This is a genomic window from Streptomyces sp. NPDC048600 (assembly GCF_055587025.1).
Genome location: NZ_JBVJGZ010000038.1, coordinates 36,576 through 54,253, shown reverse-complemented (window position 1 = coordinate 54,253; position 17,678 = coordinate 36,576). Strand labels below are relative to the sequence as shown.

The window sequence follows — 17,678 nt, the reverse complement described above, 5'->3', positions numbered from 1 at the left end:
CGTGTTTCCCGGGGACCGTCCGGCCGTGTTTCCAGGGGACCGTCCGGCCGTGTTTCCAGGGGACCGTCCGGCCGTGTTTCCAGGGGACCGTCCGGCCGTGTTTCCAGGGGACCGTCCGGCCGTGTTTCCAGGGGACCGTCCGGGGTGACCGACCGCTAAGTATGGAACCGGGTTACCATCGCTGACGCCATGCAGAAGAACCCTACGTACACCAGCCTGGTCGCCGTCGGCGACTCCTTCACCGAGGGCATGTCCGACCTGCTGCCCGACGGCTCCTACCGGGGCTGGGCCGACCTGCTCGCGGCGCGGATGGCCGCGCGCACGCCCGGTTTCCGGTACGCCAACCTCGCGGTGCGCGGGAAGCTGATCGGGCAGATCGTCGACGAGCAGGTGGCCGTGGCCGCGGCGATGCGGCCCGATGTGATCACGCTCGTCGGCGGCCTGAACGACACCCTGCGCCCCAAGTGCGACATGGAGCAGGTGAAGGGGCTGCTCACCGAGGCCGTCGAGCGGCTCGCCCCGGCCTGCGAGCGGCTCGTGCTGATGCGCAGTCCCGGTCGGCAGGGCCCGGTGCTCGAGCGGTTCCGGCCGCGTATGGAGGAGCTGTTCGACTGCGTCGACGGGCTCGCGGCGCGGCACGGCGCGGTGGTGGTGGACCTGTACGGGGCGCCCTCCCTGAGCGATCCGCGGGCGTGGGACGTGGACCGGCTGCATCTGACGCCCGACGGCCATCGCCGGGTCGCCGAGGCGGTCTGGCAGTCCCTGGGCCACGACGCCGAGGACACCGAATGGCGGGTGGCCCCGCCGGCCACGCTGCCGCCCGGCTGGTCCGCGCGCCGGGCCGCCGATGTGCGGTTCGCCCGGCAGTACCTGCTGCCGTGGATCGGGCGCCGGCTGACCGGCCGCTCCTCGGGCGACGGCCGCCCCCCGAAGCGCCCGGAACTGCTGCCGTTCGAGGGGCCAGTGGGCTAGGGCGTGTGATCGCGGGGCCGGAGGGGGTGTGCCGGCCGGACCAGGCCCCCCGCCTGCCTGCGCGGCACGGCCGCTGTCGTGCTTCGGGGCGCCGGTCACAGGGCCCGACGGACGGGACGGCGGGGCGGACGCCGCACGTGACGGGCGTCTCGTAGCTTCCGCCGAACCGGGCCGCGGCGCTGGCCTGCACGAATCGCCAGTAAACTCTGGACACGTGACTTCAGCTCCCGCCAAGCCCCGCATCCCGAACGTCCTCGCCGGACGGTACGCCTCCGCCGAGCTCGCCACGCTCTGGTCCCCCGAGCAGAAGGTGAAGCTGGAGCGTCAGCTCTGGCTCGCCGTGCTGCGGGCCCAGAAGGACCTCGGCATCGAGGTGCCGGAGGCGGCGCTCGCCGACTACGAGCGTGTCCTGGACCAGGTCGACCTGGCCTCCATCGCCGAGCGCGAGAAGGTCACGCGGCACGACGTGAAGGCGCGGATCGAGGAGTTCAACGACCTCGCCGGGCACGAGCAGGTCCACAAGGGCATGACGTCCCGCGACCTCACGGAGAACGTCGAGCAGCTCCAGATCCGCCTCTCGCTGGAGCTGGTGCGCGACCGCACGGTGGCCGTGCTGGCCCGCCTCGGCAAGCTGGCCGGGGAGTACGGCGAGCTGGTCATGGCCGGCCGCTCCCACAACGTCGCCGCGCAGGCCACCACCCTCGGCAAGCGGTTCGCGACCGCCGCCGACGAGCTGCTCGTGGCGTACGGCCGCGTCGAGGAGCTCCTCGGCCGCTACCCGCTGCGCGGCATCAAGGGCCCGGTCGGCACCGCGCAGGACATGCTGGACCTGCTCGGCGGCGACGCCGGCAAGCTCGCCGAGCTGGAGGACCGGATCGCCGGGCACCTCGGCTTCTCGCAGGCCTTCACCTCGGTCGGCCAGGTCTACCCGCGCTCCCTGGACTACGAGGTCGTCACCGCGCTGGTGCAGCTGGCCGGGGCGCCCTCGTCGCTGGCCAAGACGATCCGGCTGATGGCCGGGCACGAGCTGGTCACCGAGGGCTTCAAGCCCGGCCAGGTCGGCTCCTCCGCAATGCCGCACAAGATGAACACCCGCTCCTGCGAGCGCGTCAACGGCCTGATGGTCATCCTGCGCGGCTACGCCTCGATGACCGGCGAGCTGGCGGGCGACCAGTGGAACGAGGGCGACGTGTCCTGCTCGGTGGTGCGCCGGGTCGCGCTCCCGGACGCGTTCTTCGCGCTGGACGGCCTGCTGGAGACGTTCCTGACGGTGCTCGACGAGTTCGGCGCGTTCCCGGCCGTCGTCGCCCGTGAGCTGGACCGCTACCTGCCGTTCCTGGCCACCACAAAGGTCCTCATGGGCGCGGTGCGGGCCGGGGTCGGCCGCGAGATCGCCCACGAGGCCATCAAGGAGAACGCGGTGTCGACCGCGCTGGCCATGCGGGAGCAGGGCGCCGAGCGCAACGACCTGCTGGACAAGCTGGCCGCCGACGAGCGGCTGCCGCTCGACCGTGAGCAGCTGGGCGCCCTGATGGCCGACAAGCTGTCCTTCACGGGTGCCGCGGCCGCCCAGGTCGCGTTGGTCGTCGGCCGGATCGACGAGATCGTCAAGCGGCACCCGGAGGCCGCGGGCTACACGCCGGGAGCGATTCTCTGACCCGGTTCACCGCGCAGGACCTGGAGGCCGCCCGCGACCGTCTCGTACCGGACGTCGTCGCGGACGGCCTCCGTGTGCTCTTCTGCGGGATCAACCCCGGTCTGATGACCGCCGCGACCGGCCATCACTTCGCCCGTCCCGGCAACCGCTTCTGGCCGGTGCTGCATCTGTCCGGGTTCACGCCGCGGCTGATGAAGCCCGCCGAGCAGGCGGAGCTGCTGTCCTTGGGGCTCGGCATCACCAATGTGGTGGCGCGGGCCACCGCGCGCGCCGACGAGCTGAGCGCCGAGGAGTACCGCGAGGGCGGGCGGTTGCTGGCCGCGAAGGTGGAGCGGCGGAAGCCGGACTGGCTGGCGGTGGTGGGAGTGACCGCCTACCGGGCCGCCTTCGGCGAGCGCAGGGCCGGGGTGGGGCCGCAGGACCGGACGATCGGGGGCACGCGTGTGTGGGTGCTGCCGAATCCGAGCGGTCTGAACGCGCACTGGACGGCGGCGACGATGGCGGAGGAGTACGCGCGCCTGCGGACGGCGACGGAGAACTGAGCCGCCCCTTCTACGCCGCGCCAGTCTGTGGCGAAGCCGATCCTTGTGCTGCCGTCGCGCAGGCCGGTCGCGGCGAGGCTTGGACTTGCGCCTTCGTCGCACAGTCCGGTCGCGGCAGGGCTGAGCCTTGCGCTTCCGTCGGCCAGGCCGCCTCCCGGCGCCGGTCGGAGAGGTCCGCACGGCTCAGGGCCGGTCGGAGGGATCCGCACGGCTCAGGGCGGGTCGACCTCGGTCACCACGGCGAGCAGCCGGAAGTCGTCCGGCTCCCCGCGCGCGGCCACCCCCACGGCCACCCAGCGGTCGCTGTCCGACGCCTGCCACAGGGACATCTCGTCCAGCAGCACCCCGACACTCCCCCACGGCTCGGGTATCTCCTCGCCCCGCGCCATCCGCACCTGGAGGGTCAGCGTGCTCCAGGGCGACCGAGTCCCCCAGCGCTCGTCCAGGCGCTGCGCGATGCCCTCGCGAAACGCCTCCAACTGCTCCACCGCGCGGCCCCCGCACGCCTCTTCCCCGTCCTCTGCCCCGCCCCCCGCGGCCAGCTCCGCCGTCCAGTAACCCGGCCCCGCCCGGCCCACGTCCGACCAGCCGTGCCGCGCCGGAAAGGGGCGGGAGCACAGCCGGTCGATCGTGTCCAGATACCGCGCGATGTCCATGCCTCCCAGTAAACCCGCCGCCACTGACAATTGGCGGGGCGTCAGGGGCGGGCGAGGACGGGCACGCTGTCAGGCGTCCCGGCGGCACACCCGCCAGGCCCCCGCGGCGAGTGCGGCGGCCGCCCAGCCGGCCGTCACGGCGAGGCCCGACCACGGCCCGAGCGAGCCCTCCCAGGCCTGGTGCAGCACCACCTGACCTGCCTTGTCGGGCAGGAAGTCGGTCACCTTCCCGGCGGTGTCCCCGACGACGAACGAGACCACGAGGACGAAGGGGACGAGGACCGACAGCGCGCCGACGCCGCTGCGCAGCACCGCCGTGAGCCCGGCCGCGAGGAGCGCCGTCAGGGCGAGATAGAGGCCGCAGCCCACGACCGCGCGCGTCTGCTGACCGGTGGTCAGGGTGTCCGCCCCGGAGCCCATCGAGGCACGGGCCGCCGCGAGCGAGCAGGCGGCCGTCAGCAGACCCGTCACCAGGGCCGGCCCGCCGACGGCCACCGCCTTGGCCGCGAACCACCGTCCCCGGCGGGGCACCGCGGCCAGCGACACGCGCAGGAACCCGTTGTGGAACTCCGCCGACACGGCCAGGGCGCCGAAGGCGATGGCGGCGATCTGACCGGGCAGCACACCCGCGAAGGCCATGAACAGCGTGTCGGCCCCCGGCTCCGAGGCACCGGAGAGGGCGGAGAACGCCGTGGACACGGCGAGCAGCGCGAAGAGCGCCCCGTACAGCGGGCGCAGGGTACGGATCTTCAGCCACTCGGCGTGCAGGATCGGTGCGAAGGACATGGTCAGGCCCCCTGGAGCTGTGCGGTGTACTCGGTCTCGGTCGCGGTCAGGTCGAGGTAGGCCTGTTCCAGCGTGCCCTCCTGCGCGGCGAGTTCGAGGATCGGCAGGCCCGCCTCGGAGAGCAGTCGGCCGATCTCGTCCACGCGCGCGTGCCGTACGGTCCAGGCGCCCTCCGGGCCGGCTTCGACGCCGAGGCCGTGGCGGGTGAGCAGATCCACCAAGGCGGGGCCGTCGCTCGTGCGCACCCGGACCCGTGGCTGCACGCGCGCCTCGATGAACTCGCGCATCGGCTGGTCGGCGAGCAGCCGCCCGCGGCCGAGGACGACCAGGTGGTCGGCGAACTCGGCGGTCTCGTTCATCAGATGGCTGGAGACCAGGACGGTCCGGCCCTCGGCGGCGAGCCCGCGCACCAGGGTGCGGATCCAGATGATGCCCTCGGGGTCCAGGCCGTTGGACGGCTCGTCCAGCATCACGACGGGCGGGTCGCCGAGCAGCGCGGCGGCGATGCCGAGGCGCTGGCGCATGCCCAGCGAGTACGTTCTGACGCGGTGCCGCGCGACGGACTCCAGGCCGGTCTCGCGCAGCACCACGTCCACGCGGCGCCCCGGGATGCGGTTGCTCGCGGCCAGCACCCGGAGGTGGTCGCGGGCGGTACGGGAGCCGTGGGCGGCCCGGGCGTCGAGCAACGCGCCGACCCTGCGCAGGGGTTCGTCGTAGGAGGCGTAGGCGCGGCCGCCGAGGGTCGCGGTGCCCGAGGTGGGGCGGTCCAGGCCGAGGACGAGCCGCATGGTGGTGGACTTGCCCGAGCCGTTGGGGCCGAGGAAGCCGGTGACCCGGCCGGGGCGCACGCTGAAGGTCAGGGCGTCCACGGCCCGCCGGGTGCCGTACTCCTTGGTGAGGTCTTGGACGTCGATGCTGGTCATGGCATCAGCGTGGCCGCCGGAGCGGCTGGTTCGCCTCCCCCGCGGGGGGAGAGCGTCTCCCCCAGGTGGGGGAGGCCTTTTGTCGTCGGCGGCTGCCACGATGGGCGGATGAACCGCCTGCTCAGCCCGTTGACCCGGGCCGTGACCTACACACGATGGCTGCATCTGTTCATGGCCGTGGTGTGGCCGGCCATGTGGGGCCTGCTGTTCCCCGAGGAGTGGTGGGTGTGCGTGATCCTGCTGGGCCTGGCCGGGCTGGTGCCGGGCATGCGGACGGTGGAGGGGCTGCAGGCCCGTCTGCTGCTCGTGGGGCGTCGGCAGGAGGGCGAGGGTGCCGAGATCGTGACCGCGCCCGCCGCGACCTGGGGCGACCGCGGACGGACCGTGCTGTGGCTGGAGGCGCGGCTGCTGCTGGGCGGTCTGGTCGCGCTGCTGACGGTCCAACTGCCCATCACCACCGAGACGCTGGTGCGCGCGGGGCTGGGGGCGGGCGGCCCGGACGAGGGAGCGCTGGTCCGGGTCCAGGGCAGTCACTGGTGGCATCTCGCGCTGGCGCCGCTGCCCGTGCTGCTGCTGCCGGTGGTGGTCGTGGCCGCGGGCGTGCTGATCACCCGGCTCGCCGGGCGGCTGCTCGGGCCCTCCCCCGCAGAGCGGCTGGCCGCCTTGGAGGAGCGCACCGAGCGGCTGCTGGAGCACAACCGCATCGCCCGCGAACTGCACGACTCGATCGGGCACGCGCTGACGGTGGCCGTCGTCCAGGCGGGGGCCGCGCGGACGGCGAAGGACCCGGAGTTCACCGAGCGGGCGCTGGCGGCCATCGAGGACACCGGCCGGGCGGCCCTGGAGGATCTGGACCGGGTGCTGGGTGTGCTGCGCGAGGCGCGGCAGCCGGTGAGTTCCCGGCCGACCCTCGCCGACGCCGAACTGCTGCTGGAGTCCGCGCGGGCGTCGGGGGCCGAGGTCGACGCCGAGGTCAGCGGCCCGGTGGAGGACGTGCCGGGCCCGGTCTCGCGCGAGGGGTACCGCATCCTCCAGGAGGCGCTGACCAATGTGCTGCGGCACGCGGGGGCCGTGCCCGTGCGGGTACGGGTGCGGGTGGCCGACGGCACGCTCGGCCTGGAGGTGCGCAACGCCCTGCCGAGCGCGGTCGCCACGTCCGGCAGGGGCAGCGGGCTGCGCGGCATACGCGAGCGCGCCACCCTGCTGGGCGGCCACGCGGACACCGGCCCGCAGGACGGGGACTGGCGCATACGGGCGGAACTCCCCCTGCGCTGACCGCCGTACACGGCCCGGCCTGGCCGATGGGGCAGCGGGCCGTCGGGCGGTCGCGAGAGCTCGACTAGGCTGGCCGGATGCCCGTCTCCGTTCTTCTCGTCGACGACGAACCGCTGGTCCGTGCGGGTCTGCGGGCCGTGCTGGACGCCCAGCCCGACATCGAGGTCGTCGGGGAGGCCGCGGACGGGGCGGCCGTGATCCCGCTGGTGCGGCAACTGCGGCCGGACGTGGTCGCGATGGACGTGCGGATGCCGCTGCTGGACGGGATCGAGGCCACGCGCGCGGTGCTGCGGACGGTGCCCGAGCCGCCGAAGATCCTTGTCGTGACGACGTTCGAGAACGACGAGTACGTCTACGACGCCCTGCGGGCCGGTGCCGACGGGTTTCTGCTGAAACGGGCCCGGCCGGCGGAGATCGTGCACGCGGTGCGGCTGATCGCGGCGGGCGAGTCGCTGCTGTTCCCGGCCTCGGTACGGCAGTTGGCCGCGGAGTACGGCGGCGCCGGGGAGGGTGATCCGGCCGCGCGGGAAGCGCTGGAGCGGGCCCGGCTGACCGAGCGCGAGGCGGAGGTGCTGCGGCTGATGACCCGGGGCCTGTCCAACGCGGAGATCGCCGTCCGGCTGACCGTGGGCACGGAGACGGTGAAGTCGCACGTCAGCGCCGTACTGGCGAAGCTGGGGGCGCGCGACCGCACGCAGGCGGTCATCGTGGCGTACGAGTCGGGGTTCGTCTCGCCCGGTTGACCCCGGGCTTCACCCGGAACCGGCACCTCCGGCACTCGCCGCGGTCGGCCGTGCCGAGTAACATCCGGCCAACACGCGCACGAGCTGGGAGGACGGACGGTGGGGCGGCTGACCGGCGGGGATCCCTCGCTGCTGCGAAGGATCAATTCCGCGGTGGTGCTGCACGCTCTGCGTGCCACCGACTGCGCGACGCTCACGGAGATCACCCGCGTCACCGGGCTGTCCCGGCCGACCGTCGAGGGCGTCGTCGAGGGACTCATAGAGGCCGGTCTGGTCGTCGAGAAGGCGGCCGAGGAGGGTGCCACCCGGCGGCAGGGCCGGCCCGCGCGCCGGTTCCGGTTCCGGGCCGAGGCGGGCCATCTGCTGGGCCTGGAGATCGGTGTCCACCGGGTGGCCGCACTCCTCGCCGACCTGGACGGCCGGGTGCTGGGCGCCCAGACCAAGGAGGTCGACGAGACGGTCGACGCGGACGAGCGGCTGGAGCGGGTGCGCGGCGCGGTGGCCGAGCTGCTGCGCCGGGCAGGTGTCTCGCGCGCGTCGGTGCGGGCGGTGGGCGTGGGCACGCCCGGGATCGTCGAGGCGGACGGCACCGTGCGGCTGGGCACCGCGCTGCCCGGGTGGACGGGGCTGCGGCTGGGCGAGCGGCTGAGCCGCTCCTTCAAGTGCCCGGTGCTGGTGGAGAACGACGCGAACGCCGCGGCGGTCGCCGAGCACTGGAAGGGCTCGGCGACGGACTCGGACGACGTGGTGTTCGTGCTGGCCGGGCTGAGCCCGGGCGCGGGCGCGCTGATCGGCGGCCGGCTGCACCGCGGCTACGGCGGGGCGGCCGGGGAGATCGGCGCCCTGCATCTGCTGGGCCGCGAGGTCACGCCGGAGAAGCTGCTGTCCACGACGGACGAGCCGCTGCACCCGCTGGACGAGCAGGCGGTCGCCGATGTCTTCGCCCGGGCGCGACGGGGCGACGAGGGATCCCGGGCGGCGGTCGACCGCTTCATCCAGCGGCTGGTGCACGACGTGGCGGCGCTGGCCCTGGCCCTGGACCCGGAGCTGGTCGTGATCGGCGGCTGGGCGGCCGGCCTGGACGACGTACTGGAACCGCTGCGGCGTGAGCTGGCCCGCTACTGTCTGCGGCCGCCGAGGGTGGCGCTGTCACTGCTGGGCGAGGCGGCCGTGGCGACCGGGGCGGTGCGGCTGGCCCTGGACCATGTGGAGGAGCAGCTGTTCGCGGTGGAGGGCACGGTCACGGCCCGGCGGTGACCGGTGGCCTTCCCTGCCTCGAGGCTTCGGCGGCCTTCCCCGCCCCGAGGGTTGGGCGGAGAGCTCCGGTGCCCCGTGGGGGAAGGGCACCGGCGGGCCGCCGCGCCGCAGCTCGGGGCGGCGGGATCCTCAGGACGCCCGGCGCTGCGGGTCCTCGTGGATCTCGACGCGGCCCGAGTCACCGAAGGTGAGCCGGCAGGTGTCCGCGCGGTAGGTGGCGACCGACAGCGCGGCCGTACGCCCGGCGGCGAGGAACCGGGTCGTCACGATCAGGACGGGCGCGCCGGGCAGCCGGTCCAGCTCCTTGGCGTCGTCGGCGCGGGCGGAGCCCAGCTCGACGGCGTTCTCGTGGCCCTCCGGCTCCAGGCGCTGGAGCTCGCGCAGCACCGCACGCGCGCGTGCCGCGCCCGAGGGGGCGTCTATGGCGGACAGCGCGGGGACCGAGGCCGCCGGGATGTGCAGCAGTTCGGCGGCGACCGGCTGGCCGTGGGTGACGCGGATACGGCGCACGGTGTGCACGGGCTCGCCCGCGCCGGTCTCCAGCGCGGCGGCGACGGCCGCGGGCGGCACCTCCAGGACGCAGTCGACGGGCTGCCAGGCGTCCCCGGGGCCGCCGGGCCAGGCGTCCCGCTCGCTGCCGACGGCGACGCCCACGCGCGGCGGGGCCACCGTCGTGCCGACACCGCGGCGGCGCTGGAGGCGGCCCTCCAGCTCGAGCTGTTCCAGGGCCTGGCGCAGAGTGGCGCGGGCGACGCCGAACCGGGCCGCGAGATCACGCTCGTTGGGAAGGATCTCCCCCACCGCGAACTCGGAGTCCAGTGCCTCGGTGAGCACGGTCCTGAGGTGCCAGTACTTCGGTTCCGGCACCGATTCCAGCTGCTGGGTCCCCACCCTGTCCTCCGCAATCGCCGTGATCCGGCGGCGTTTTAGCGCCCTTGTTTATTAAAGGTTGTTGCACTTATACGCGACCATAGGGCGGCCCCCACCCTTGGTCAAGACCAATCCTCGATCCCCTGGTCGGCTCACGGGGCGCGCGCGGCGGAGCGTTCACGGCGCGTTCGCACAGGGCCGCATTCGTGACATGACGGCAAAACCCCCGTCGCCCAGGTCAACGCGTCGCCACCCTGCGGGCGTTGGCGTGAACACGGGGTGTACAACTCGGGGCTACCCACGAGTAGCAATCGCTGACAAGCTGTCCGCGAAGCGTCGGCCGTCGTCGCGGGAGTCGTCGGAGGCCTCCGAGCCGCCGGAACCAAGGGAGCCGCTCATGTCCGCCACCGTCACCTTCGAGGTCCCCTCACCGCAGGGGCGGCGGTCCGTGACCATGTCCTACGCGCGCGTGGGCAGCGGTGAGCCGCTGCTCCTGCTGCACGGCATAGGCCACCATCGGCAGGCCTGGGACCCGGTCATCGACATCCTGGCCGCCGAGCGGGACGTCGTCGCCGTCGACCTGCCCGGCTTCGGCGTCTCCCCGTCCCTGCCGGACGGCCTCTCCTACGACCTGCCCACCACCAACACCGCGCTCGGAGCGCTGTGCGAGGCCCTGGACCTGGACCGCCCGCACGTGGCGGGCAACTCGCTCGGCGGTCTGCTCGCGCTGGAACTGGGCCGGGAGAAGCGCGTGCGCTCCGTCACCGCCCTGTCCCCGGCCGGGTTCTGGAGCCAGGCCGAGCGGCGCTACGCGTTCGCGGTGCTGCTGGCGATGCGCCACAGCGCACGTCGGCTGCCCCTGCCGCTCGTCGAGCGGCTGTCCCGCTCGGCGGCCGGCCGGGCCGTCCTGACGAGCGCGATCTACGCCCGCCCCGGCCGCCGTTCCCCGGAGGCCGTGGTGGCCGAGACGCTCGCCCTGGTCAACTCCGACGGCTTCACCGACACACTGCGCGCGGGCACCGACGTACGGTTCTCCGACGACGTCTCCGGCATCCCGGTCACCGTGGCCTGGGGCACCAAGGACCGGCTGCTGCTGCCCCGGCAGGGCGTGCGCGCCAAGGCGACCATCCCCAAGGCCCGGCTGGTCCGGCTGCCGGGCTGCGGCCATGTGCCGATGAACGACGACCCGGCGCTGGTGGCCCGCGTCATCCTGGACGGCAGCCGCTGAGCCGACGGGCGCGGCGGTGGGGTCACCGGCGTGGCGGTGGGGTGACGGGCCGGTGGGCGTGGCCGCGGGATGACGGGCCGTCGGACCGGCGCGCTCCGGCCGGGCCGCGCGGGCCGGTGGCTGCCGTAGGCTCTGAGCGTGCCGCGCACCGGCGTCATCCCCCGGTGTGCGGCACCCGGCGGGCGCCGAGGCCGAGTTGGGTGATCGCGAAACGGTCAAAGAGGCAATAAACCGTACGGAAGCATGCTTTACCCATCGGTCACAAAGCGTTCGTGATCACGCAACACCACTCGTCCAGAGTGGCGTCATGAAACAGAAATTCTCAGACGTCACTCGCGCGCGGCACGGCCGCCCCGTCCACCACTGGCGGCGCGACGTGGTGGAACTCGCCGCCCTGTTCACGGCCGTCGCGGTCGCCGACGCCGTCGCCAACCTGATCGGGCACGGCCCCGACGGTCCGGCCCTGCTGGTGATCTCCGCGGTGGTGCTGCTCGCCACGGCCACGTTCCACATCTGGTGGGCCCGCAGGCACGGCCACGAACCGCCCACGAGCCATACGAGCGATACCGGCGCCCGGCCGCGCTCCACCGAGCGGCAGGCCGGGCCGTCGGGACCGTCCGCCGAGGACGCCACCGGGCACAGCACCCTGTGGCGGATGCGGACGACCGTGAAGGACACCCCCGGTTCGCTGGCCGCGCTGTGCACCGCCCTGGCCGCGCGCGAGGTCGACATCCTCACCCTCCAGACGCACCCGCTGGGCGAGGACACCGTCGACGAGTTCCTGCTGCGCTCGCCCGGCACGCTCACCGCGACGGAGATCACCCGCGCGGTGGCCGAGGCAGGCGGCACACGGACCTGGATCGAGCGGGCCGACGCCCACGACCTGGTCGACGCGCCCACCCGGGTGCTCGGCCTCGCCACCCGCACGGCCCTGGACGCTTCCGAACTCCCTCTGGCACTGCGGCAGTTGCTGGGCCGCTGCACGATCCGCTCGCTGCCCTCCGCTCCCTCGGCCGACGCCGGCGAGGGCGCGGGTCCCGTGGAGGGCGCGCTGGAGGGCACCGTGCTGCGCCTGCGGGCGCCCGAGGGCGGAGTGATCACCGTGGAGCGGCCGTATCTGCCGTTCACCCCGACCGAGTTCGCGCGGGCGCGGGCACTGGTGGAGCTGGACGCGCGGCTCGGCCCGCGGGTGCCGCACGGCCAGGACGTGCTGACGCTGCCGCAGGGCGAGGCCATCACCGTGCGCCGGGCCGACCTGCCCGACGTGGAGGCCGCGAAGGCGATGCACGAGCGGTGCTCGCAGCGGACCCTGAGCATGCGCTACCACGGGCCGGTCAAGGACGCCGACCGCTATCTGAACCACCTCCTCAGTCCGCGCTTCGGCCGGACCCTCGCGGCGCAGGCCCGCTCGGGACGCATCGTGGGACTCGGTCACCTTCTGTGGGACGGTGACGAGACGGAGGTCGCGCTGCTCGTCGAGGACGAGTGGCAGCGCCGCGGCGTCGGCGCGGAACTGCTCGGCCGGCTGGTGACGATGGCGGTGGAGGCGGGCTGCGACAGCGTGTACGCGGTGACGCAGGCCTCCAACACCGGCATGGTCGCCGCGATGCGGGGTCTCGGACTCCCGCTGGACTACCAGATCGAGGAGGGCACGCTGGTGATCACGGCCCGCCTGGACGCGACGCCGGTCACCTCGCGGCTGCCGTACGACGTGCCGAAGGAGTGGAGCGTGCGGGACTGAGCCACGGCGGCTCCTGAGGAGCACCGGCCGCGACGCGGCCGGTGCCGAACGGGAGTCATGGCCGGTCCTGAGGAGCGCCGACCGCGGCCGGACCCGAACGGGGACGAGTCGCGGCCGGTCCTGGGAGGGACGGCCCGGCGCACAACGCGCCGGGCCGTTCCTTGTTCGGTGCGGGACGCTCCTGACGGAACACGCCCGGTCGTCCGCGCCTCGGGTCAGACCCCGGACACCGCCTCGACGCGGGCCGTCGCGCCCGCGGGACCGCCGGCCCGACCGAGCGCCTGGTCCAGGTCGGCCCACAGGTCCTCGACGTCCTCCAGGCCGACCGACATGCGCAGCAGCCGGTCGGAGACGCCCGCGCCCCGGCGGTCGTCGGCGTCGACGATGCGGTGGCTGATGGATGCGGGGTGCTGGATGAGCGTGTCGACGCTGCCCAGGCTCACGGCCGGGGTGATCAGGCGGACGCCCGCGATCACCTCGTGCGGCTCCCCGTGGACCTCGAAGGCGACCATCGCGCCGCCGATGCGCGGGTAGTGCACCCGGGCCACGCGCGGGTCGGCGGCGAGCCGGCGGACCAGCTCGGCGGCGGTGTCCGACGCCGCGCGCACCCGGACCGGGAGGGTGGACAGGCCGCGCAGCAGCAGATAGCCGGCCAGCGGGTGGAGGACACCGCCCGTGGCGAAACGTATCTGCCGGAGCTTCCCCGCGAACTCCTCGTCGCAGGCCACGACACCGGCCATGACGTCACCGTGGCCACCGAGGTACTTGGTGGCGCTGTGCAGCACCAGGCGGGCGCCGTGCTCGGCGGGGCGCTGGAGCACCGGCGTGGCGAAGGTGTTGTCGGCCAGCAGCGGGACGGATCCGCAGGCGTGCGCGACAGCCCGCAGGTCGACCTCCGCGAGGGTCGGGTTGGCCGGAGTCTCGACCATCACCAGGCCGGTGTCGGGGCGCAGCGCGTCGGCGATGCCGGCCGGGTCGGTCCAGGTGACCTCGGAGCCGAGCAGCCCCGCGGTCAGCAGATGGTCGCTGCAGCCGTACAGCGGGCGCACGGCGACGACATGGCGCAGGCCCATGGACGACCGCACCAGCAGCACCGCGCTGAGGGCGGCCATGCCGCTGGCGAAGGCCACGGCGGACTCGGTGCCCTCCAGCCGGGCCAGGGCGGTCTCGAAGCGGGCGACGGTCGGGTTGCCCAGCCGGGCGTAGACCGGCGGGCCGTCCAGCTCGGCACCGGTCTGCGCGAACGCGTCGATGCGGGCGGCCTCCCCCCGGCTGTCGTAGGAGGGGTAGGTGGTGGACAGGTCGATCGGCGGGGCGTGCAGCCCCTGGCGCGCGAGGTCGTCGCGGCCGGCGTGCACGGCCTCGGTGGCCAGGGCCCGGGGTGCGGGCCGGAAGGCGGGCGCCGGGGTGGCGGAGCCCGCGGGCGTGTCCATGTCGGTGTCCATGGACGGACAGGGTGAACACCGGCCGGGCCGGATGAGGTGAGCCCCGTGCTACGTTCGACGAGTGGCTGAATCTGTCGTACTGGATCCGGTCGATCTTCAGTTGCTGACCTTGCTGCAGAACGACGCCCGGACGACCTACCGCGACCTCGCCGCCCAGGTGGGGGTCGCCCCCTCGACCTGCCTCGACCGGGTGACCCGGCTGCGGCGGGCCGGGGTGATCCTCGGGCACCAGCTGCGGCTGGATCCCGCCAGGCTGGGCCGGGGGCTCCAGGCGCTGCTGTCGGTGCAGGTCCGGCCGCACCGGCGGGAACTGGTCGGTCCGTTCGTCGAACGCGTGCGGGCGCTGCCGGAGTCGCTGACCGTCTTCCATCTCACCGGCCCCGACGACTACCTCGTCCATGTCGCCGTCGCGGACATGGCCGATCTCCAGCGGCTGGTGCTGGACGGGTTCACCGCCCACCGGGAGGTGGCCCGGGTGGAGACCCGGCTGATCTTCCAGCGCTGGGACTGCGGGCCGCTGCTGCCTCCTTCGCCCTCGGCGCAATCGGGGTGACGCGCGGCGGGCCGCCGTACGAGGATGGTCCGCATGTCAGACACCACGAGCCCGCTGCCCCGCGAGGTCGCCGACAGCTATGTCGACGAGCTCGTCGCCCTCGATCCGGTCGCCGGTACCTACCTGGGAGTCAAGGAGAGTTCGGGGAGGCTGCCCGACCTCTCGCCCGCGGGCCAGGAGGCGCTCGCCGCGCTTCAGCGGGCCACCCTCGCCGCGCTCGACGAGGCCGAACGGCGGCCCGGCGCCGACAGCGACATCGAACGCCGCTGCGCCCGGCTGCTGCGCGAGCGTCTGACCGCCGAACTCGCCGTGCACGAGGCCGACGAGGGCCTGCGGGCCGTCGGCAACATGGGCACCCCCGCCCACCATGTCCGTGAGGTCTTCACCGTCACCCCCACCGGCACCGACGAGGACTGGGCGGCGATCGTCCGGCGGCTGCGCGCGGTCCCGGCCGCGCTCGCGGGCTACCGGGAGTCGCTGACCCTCGGCCTGGAGCGCAAGCTCTACGCGAGCCCGCGTCCGACGGCCACCTTCGTCGAACAGCTCGGCGAGTGGGCCGACACGGACGGCCACGGCCGCGGCTGGTTCGAGGACTTCGTCTCGGCCGGACCCGACGCGCTGCGCCCCGAACTGGACGAGGCCGCGCGCGGCGCGACCGCGGCCGTGGTGGAACTGCGGGACTGGATGCGGGAGGTGTACGTCCCGGCGATCGAGGGCGCCCCGGACCCGGTGGGCCGTGAGCGCTACGCCCGCTGGTCGCGCTACTACAACGGCACGGACCTGGACCTCGACGAGGCGTACGCCTACGGCTGGGCGGAGTACCACCGGCTGCTCGGCGAGATGCGCAAGGAGGCCGAGAAGATCCTGCCCGGCGCCGAGACCCCTTGGGTGGCGCTCGCGCACCTCGACGAGCACGGCCGGCACATCGAGGGCGTCGACGAGGTCCGCGAGTGGCTCCAGGGCCTGATGGACCAGGCGATCGAGGCGCTCGACGGCACGCACTTCGAACTCGCCGATCCGGTGCGGAAGGTGGAGTCGCACATCGCGCCCCCCGGCAGCGCGGCCGCGCCGTACTACACGCAGCCGTCGGAGGACTTCTCCCGGCCGGGCCGCACCTGGCTGCCGACGATGGGGCAGACCCGGTTCCCGGTCTACGACCTCGTCTCCACCTGGTACCACGAGGGCGTGCCGGGCCACCACCTGCAGCTCGCGCAGTGGACGTACGTCGCCGGGAACCTCTCCCGCTACCAGGCCACCCTCGGCGGCGTCAGCGCCAACGCCGAGGGCTGGGCGCTGTACGCGGAGCGGCTGATGGACGAACTGGGCTTCCTCACCGACCCGGAGGAGCGGCTCGGCTATCTGGACGCGCAGATGATGCGCGCGGCCCGGGTGATCGTCGACATCGGCATGCACCTGGAGCTGGAGATCCCGGCGGACTCGGCCTTCCACCCGGGCGAGCGGTGGACGCCGGAGCTGGCGCAGGAGTTCTTCGGCGCGCACAGCAGCCGTCCGGCGGACTTCGTGGAGAGCGAGCTGACCCGCTATCTGACGATCCCGGGCCAGGCGATCGGCTACAAGCTGGGCGAACGCGCCTGGCTGCTGGGCCGCGAGCAGGCCCGCGCGCGGCACGGTGACGCCTTCGACCTCAAGGCCTGGCACATGGCCGCGCTGTCGCAGGGGTCGCTGGGTCTCGACGATCTGGTGGACGAGCTGTCCGCGCTCTGACGCGGGGACGGGTGCGGCGGGGTCGTACGGGCCGCGCCGCACCCTGTGCCGGCCGGTGCCGGACGGGCCGGGCCGCACCCCGCACCTGCGGTGCGGCGGCCGGTCCGCCGCGCCTCGCCGCTCAGCAGCCGCAGTCCTCGGCGTCCACGGGAGCGGTCAGCGGGTCCGCCGCCCTGCGCTCGCGGCCCTCCCAGGTCTCGTACTCGAAGCCCTCGCGCACCCAGTACTCGAAGCCGCCGAGCATCTCCTTGACCTGGAAGCCGAGTTCGGCGAGGGCGAGGGCCGCGCGGGTGGCGCCGTTGCAGCCGGGGCCCCAGCAGTACGTCACGACGGGCACGGACCTGTCGAGGAGCTGACCGGCCTGCTCGGGGATGAGCGCGGTCGGCAGGTGGACGGCGCCGGGCACATGGCCCTGGTCCCAGGACGCGGTGGAGCGGGAGTCCAGCACGACGAAACCGGGGTCGCCGCCGGCGGCCAGCGCGGCGGCCACGTCGGAGACGTCGGCGTGGAACACCAGGCTGGCGCGGAAGTAGGCGGCGGCCTCGGCCGGGGCGGCGGGGGCGACGCGCAGGACGGGGTTGGTGGTGGCGGCGGTGGTCATCGCGGACCCTTTCGCTGAGGGCTGTCCCACGACAGTGCCGGCCGGGCGACGACGTTGTCCGAACGGCCTTGCTGTCCGATGACCGGAAATCTACGGCCGTTGATCACCTTCCAGAAGTGCCGTTCCACGGCGTGGACCTTGATCGGCCGGGGATTCTCCTGCTATCCATCGGGGATGACCGCTTTTTCCCCGGACGCCACCGACTGGCGCATCCTCGACGTCCTCCAGCGCGACGGCCGGGCCAGCTTCGCCGAGCTGGCCCGTGCGGTGGCGATGTCCGCGAGCGCGGTCACCGAGCGGGTGCGGCGGCTGGAGGAGGCGGGGGTCATCCGGGGGTACTCCGCGGTCGTGGACCCCGACCGGCTGGGGCTGCCGATCCTGGCGTTCGTGCGGCTGCGCTACCCCAACGGCAACTACAAGCCCTTCCACGACCTGGTCGCCGTGACGCCGGAGATCCTGGAGGCGCACCACGTCACGGGCGACGACTGCTTCGTCATCAAGGTCGCCGCCCGCTCGATGCGGCATCTCGAGGAAGTGTCCGGCAAGATCGGCGCGCTGGGCTCGGTGACGACCAGCGTCGTCTACTCCTCACCGCTGCCGAGACGCCCGCTGGGTCAGTGAACGCGCCGGAAGCAGCCCGATGGGCGGGGCGGGGTCCGTGACCGTGCCGGCATCCGCCTGACCGGCAGTGCGGGGGCACCCGA

The 17,678-nt window shown here is 73.9% G+C and carries 17 protein-coding genes; 11 read left to right on the top strand and 6 right to left on the bottom strand.

The annotated features are described in order from the left end of the window. Positions 1–189 precede the first annotated feature (189 nt). The 3 genes from ACZ6SQ_RS34555 (at position 190) to mug (ending at position 3,171) form a co-directional block, all read left to right on the top strand. Complete coding sequence (locus tag ACZ6SQ_RS34555; RefSeq protein ID WP_469569244.1) at positions 190–972, top strand: SGNH/GDSL hydrolase family protein; 783 nt, start codon at positions 190–192, stop codon at positions 970–972. Between the two features lie 214 nt (positions 973–1,186). Then, positions 1,187–2,629, top strand: a complete 1,443-nt coding sequence (purB, locus tag ACZ6SQ_RS34550; RefSeq protein WP_469569242.1) for an adenylosuccinate lyase — start codon at positions 1,187–1,189, stop codon at positions 2,627–2,629. Beyond that, positions 2,626–3,171, top strand: coding sequence for a G/U mismatch-specific DNA glycosylase (mug, locus tag ACZ6SQ_RS34545; protein ID WP_469569255.1), 546 nt, complete (start codon positions 2,626–2,628; stop codon positions 3,169–3,171). The genes purB and mug overlap by 4 nt, the downstream gene beginning before the upstream one ends. A gap of 212 nt (positions 3,172–3,383) precedes the next feature. Here the strand turns inward: mug and ACZ6SQ_RS34540 are convergent, their stop codons facing one another. The 3 genes from ACZ6SQ_RS34540 to ACZ6SQ_RS34530 all read right to left on the bottom strand — a co-directional run bounded on the left by ACZ6SQ_RS34540 (position 3,384) and on the right by ACZ6SQ_RS34530 (position 5,536). After that, complete coding sequence (locus ACZ6SQ_RS34540; protein ID WP_469569239.1) at positions 3,384–3,827, bottom strand: hypothetical protein; 444 nt, start codon at positions 3,825–3,827, stop codon at positions 3,384–3,386. Between the two features lie 69 nt (positions 3,828–3,896). Beyond that, complete coding sequence (locus tag ACZ6SQ_RS34535) at positions 3,897–4,613, bottom strand: ABC transporter permease (RefSeq protein ID WP_469569237.1); 717 nt, start codon at positions 4,611–4,613, stop codon at positions 3,897–3,899. 2 nt (positions 4,614–4,615) lie between these two features. Next, a complete protein-coding gene (locus tag ACZ6SQ_RS34530; RefSeq protein WP_469569235.1) occupies positions 4,616–5,536 on the bottom strand; it encodes an ATP-binding cassette domain-containing protein in 921 nt (306 codons plus the stop codon). A 108-nt stretch (positions 5,537–5,644) separates the two neighbouring features. On the opposite strand from ACZ6SQ_RS34530, the gene ACZ6SQ_RS34525 reads away from it, so the two are divergent. From ACZ6SQ_RS34525 to ACZ6SQ_RS34515, 3 genes are all read left to right on the top strand, one after another. After that, positions 5,645–6,811 (top strand): sensor histidine kinase, encoded by a 1,167-nt coding sequence (locus ACZ6SQ_RS34525; protein WP_469569232.1) that lies wholly within the window; start codon positions 5,645–5,647, stop codon positions 6,809–6,811. 77 nt (positions 6,812–6,888) lie between these two features. Further along, positions 6,889–7,554, top strand: a complete 666-nt coding sequence (locus ACZ6SQ_RS34520; protein WP_386379632.1) for a response regulator transcription factor — start codon at positions 6,889–6,891, stop codon at positions 7,552–7,554. Between the two features lie 99 nt (positions 7,555–7,653). After that, complete coding sequence (locus ACZ6SQ_RS34515; protein ID WP_469569228.1) at positions 7,654–8,811, top strand: ROK family transcriptional regulator; 1,158 nt, start codon at positions 7,654–7,656, stop codon at positions 8,809–8,811. Positions 8,812–8,940: 129 nt separating this feature from the next. Here the strand turns inward: ACZ6SQ_RS34515 and ACZ6SQ_RS34510 are convergent, their stop codons facing one another. Further along, positions 8,941–9,702 carry a GntR family transcriptional regulator gene (locus ACZ6SQ_RS34510; protein ID WP_469569227.1) on the bottom strand — a complete coding sequence of 254 codons (762 nt, stop codon included), beginning with the start codon at positions 9,700–9,702 and terminating at the stop codon, positions 8,941–8,943. 376 nt (positions 9,703–10,078) lie between these two features. Here ACZ6SQ_RS34510 and ACZ6SQ_RS34505 point away from each other — a divergent pair, with 376 nt between their 5' ends. Then, a complete protein-coding gene (locus ACZ6SQ_RS34505; RefSeq protein WP_469569225.1) occupies positions 10,079–10,909 on the top strand; it encodes an alpha/beta fold hydrolase in 831 nt (276 codons plus the stop codon). Positions 10,910–11,216: 307 nt separating this feature from the next. Further along, positions 11,217–12,650, top strand: coding sequence for a GNAT family N-acetyltransferase (locus ACZ6SQ_RS34500; protein WP_469569223.1), 1,434 nt, complete (start codon positions 11,217–11,219; stop codon positions 12,648–12,650). 215 nt (positions 12,651–12,865) lie between these two features. On the opposite strand, the gene ACZ6SQ_RS34495 is transcribed toward ACZ6SQ_RS34500, so the two are convergent. Beyond that, entirely contained in the window at positions 12,866–14,095 is a 1,230-nt protein-coding gene (locus ACZ6SQ_RS34495; RefSeq protein WP_469569221.1) for a trans-sulfuration enzyme family protein, read from the bottom strand. Positions 14,096–14,156: 61 nt separating this feature from the next. Between ACZ6SQ_RS34495 and ACZ6SQ_RS34490 the strand changes: the two genes are divergently transcribed. Together ACZ6SQ_RS34490 and ACZ6SQ_RS34485 are read left to right on the top strand one after the other, a co-directional pair. Next, positions 14,157–14,648 (top strand): Lrp/AsnC family transcriptional regulator, encoded by a 492-nt coding sequence (locus ACZ6SQ_RS34490; protein WP_469569220.1) that lies wholly within the window; start codon positions 14,157–14,159, stop codon positions 14,646–14,648. Positions 14,649–14,681: 33 nt separating this feature from the next. Further along, a complete protein-coding gene (locus ACZ6SQ_RS34485) occupies positions 14,682–16,373 on the top strand; it encodes a DUF885 domain-containing protein (protein ID WP_469569218.1) in 1,692 nt (563 codons plus the stop codon). A 121-nt stretch (positions 16,374–16,494) separates the two neighbouring features. Here the strand turns inward: ACZ6SQ_RS34485 and ACZ6SQ_RS34480 are convergent, their stop codons facing one another. After that, positions 16,495–16,974, bottom strand: a complete 480-nt coding sequence (locus tag ACZ6SQ_RS34480) for a rhodanese-like domain-containing protein (protein WP_469569217.1) — start codon at positions 16,972–16,974, stop codon at positions 16,495–16,497. 174 nt (positions 16,975–17,148) lie between these two features. On the opposite strand from ACZ6SQ_RS34480, the gene ACZ6SQ_RS34475 reads away from it, so the two are divergent. Beyond that, a complete protein-coding gene (locus tag ACZ6SQ_RS34475) occupies positions 17,149–17,595 on the top strand; it encodes an Lrp/AsnC family transcriptional regulator (RefSeq protein ID WP_386379641.1) in 447 nt (148 codons plus the stop codon). Positions 17,596–17,678 lie beyond the last annotated feature (83 nt).

Excerpts from the sequence above, each read along its gene's own strand:
- ACZ6SQ_RS34555 (WP_469569244.1), top strand. The coding sequence starts at position 190 with ATGCAGAAGAACCCTACGTACACCAGCCTGGTCGCCGTCGGCGACTCC.
- ACZ6SQ_RS34540 (WP_469569239.1), bottom strand. The coding sequence starts at position 3,827 with ATGGACATCGCGCGGTATCTGGACACGATCGACCGGCTGTGCTCCCGC.
- ACZ6SQ_RS34535 (WP_469569237.1), bottom strand. The coding sequence starts at position 4,613 with ATGTCCTTCGCACCGATCCTGCACGCCGAGTGGCTGAAGATCCGTACC.
- ACZ6SQ_RS34530 (WP_469569235.1), bottom strand. The coding sequence starts at position 5,536 with ATGACCAGCATCGACGTCCAAGACCTCACCAAGGAGTACGGCACCCGG.
- ACZ6SQ_RS34525 (WP_469569232.1), top strand. The coding sequence starts at position 5,645 with ATGAACCGCCTGCTCAGCCCGTTGACCCGGGCCGTGACCTACACACGA.
- ACZ6SQ_RS34520 (WP_386379632.1), top strand. The coding sequence starts at position 6,889 with ATGCCCGTCTCCGTTCTTCTCGTCGACGACGAACCGCTGGTCCGTGCG.
- ACZ6SQ_RS34505 (WP_469569225.1), top strand. The coding sequence starts at position 10,079 with ATGTCCGCCACCGTCACCTTCGAGGTCCCCTCACCGCAGGGGCGGCGG.
- ACZ6SQ_RS34500 (WP_469569223.1), top strand. The coding sequence starts at position 11,217 with ATGAAACAGAAATTCTCAGACGTCACTCGCGCGCGGCACGGCCGCCCC.
- ACZ6SQ_RS34495 (WP_469569221.1), bottom strand. The coding sequence starts at position 14,095 with ATGGACACCGACATGGACACGCCCGCGGGCTCCGCCACCCCGGCGCCC.
- ACZ6SQ_RS34485 (WP_469569218.1), top strand. The coding sequence starts at position 14,682 with ATGTCAGACACCACGAGCCCGCTGCCCCGCGAGGTCGCCGACAGCTAT.
- ACZ6SQ_RS34480 (WP_469569217.1), bottom strand. The coding sequence starts at position 16,974 with ATGACCACCGCCGCCACCACCAACCCCGTCCTGCGCGTCGCCCCCGCC.
- ACZ6SQ_RS34475 (WP_386379641.1), top strand. The coding sequence starts at position 17,149 with ATGACCGCTTTTTCCCCGGACGCCACCGACTGGCGCATCCTCGACGTC.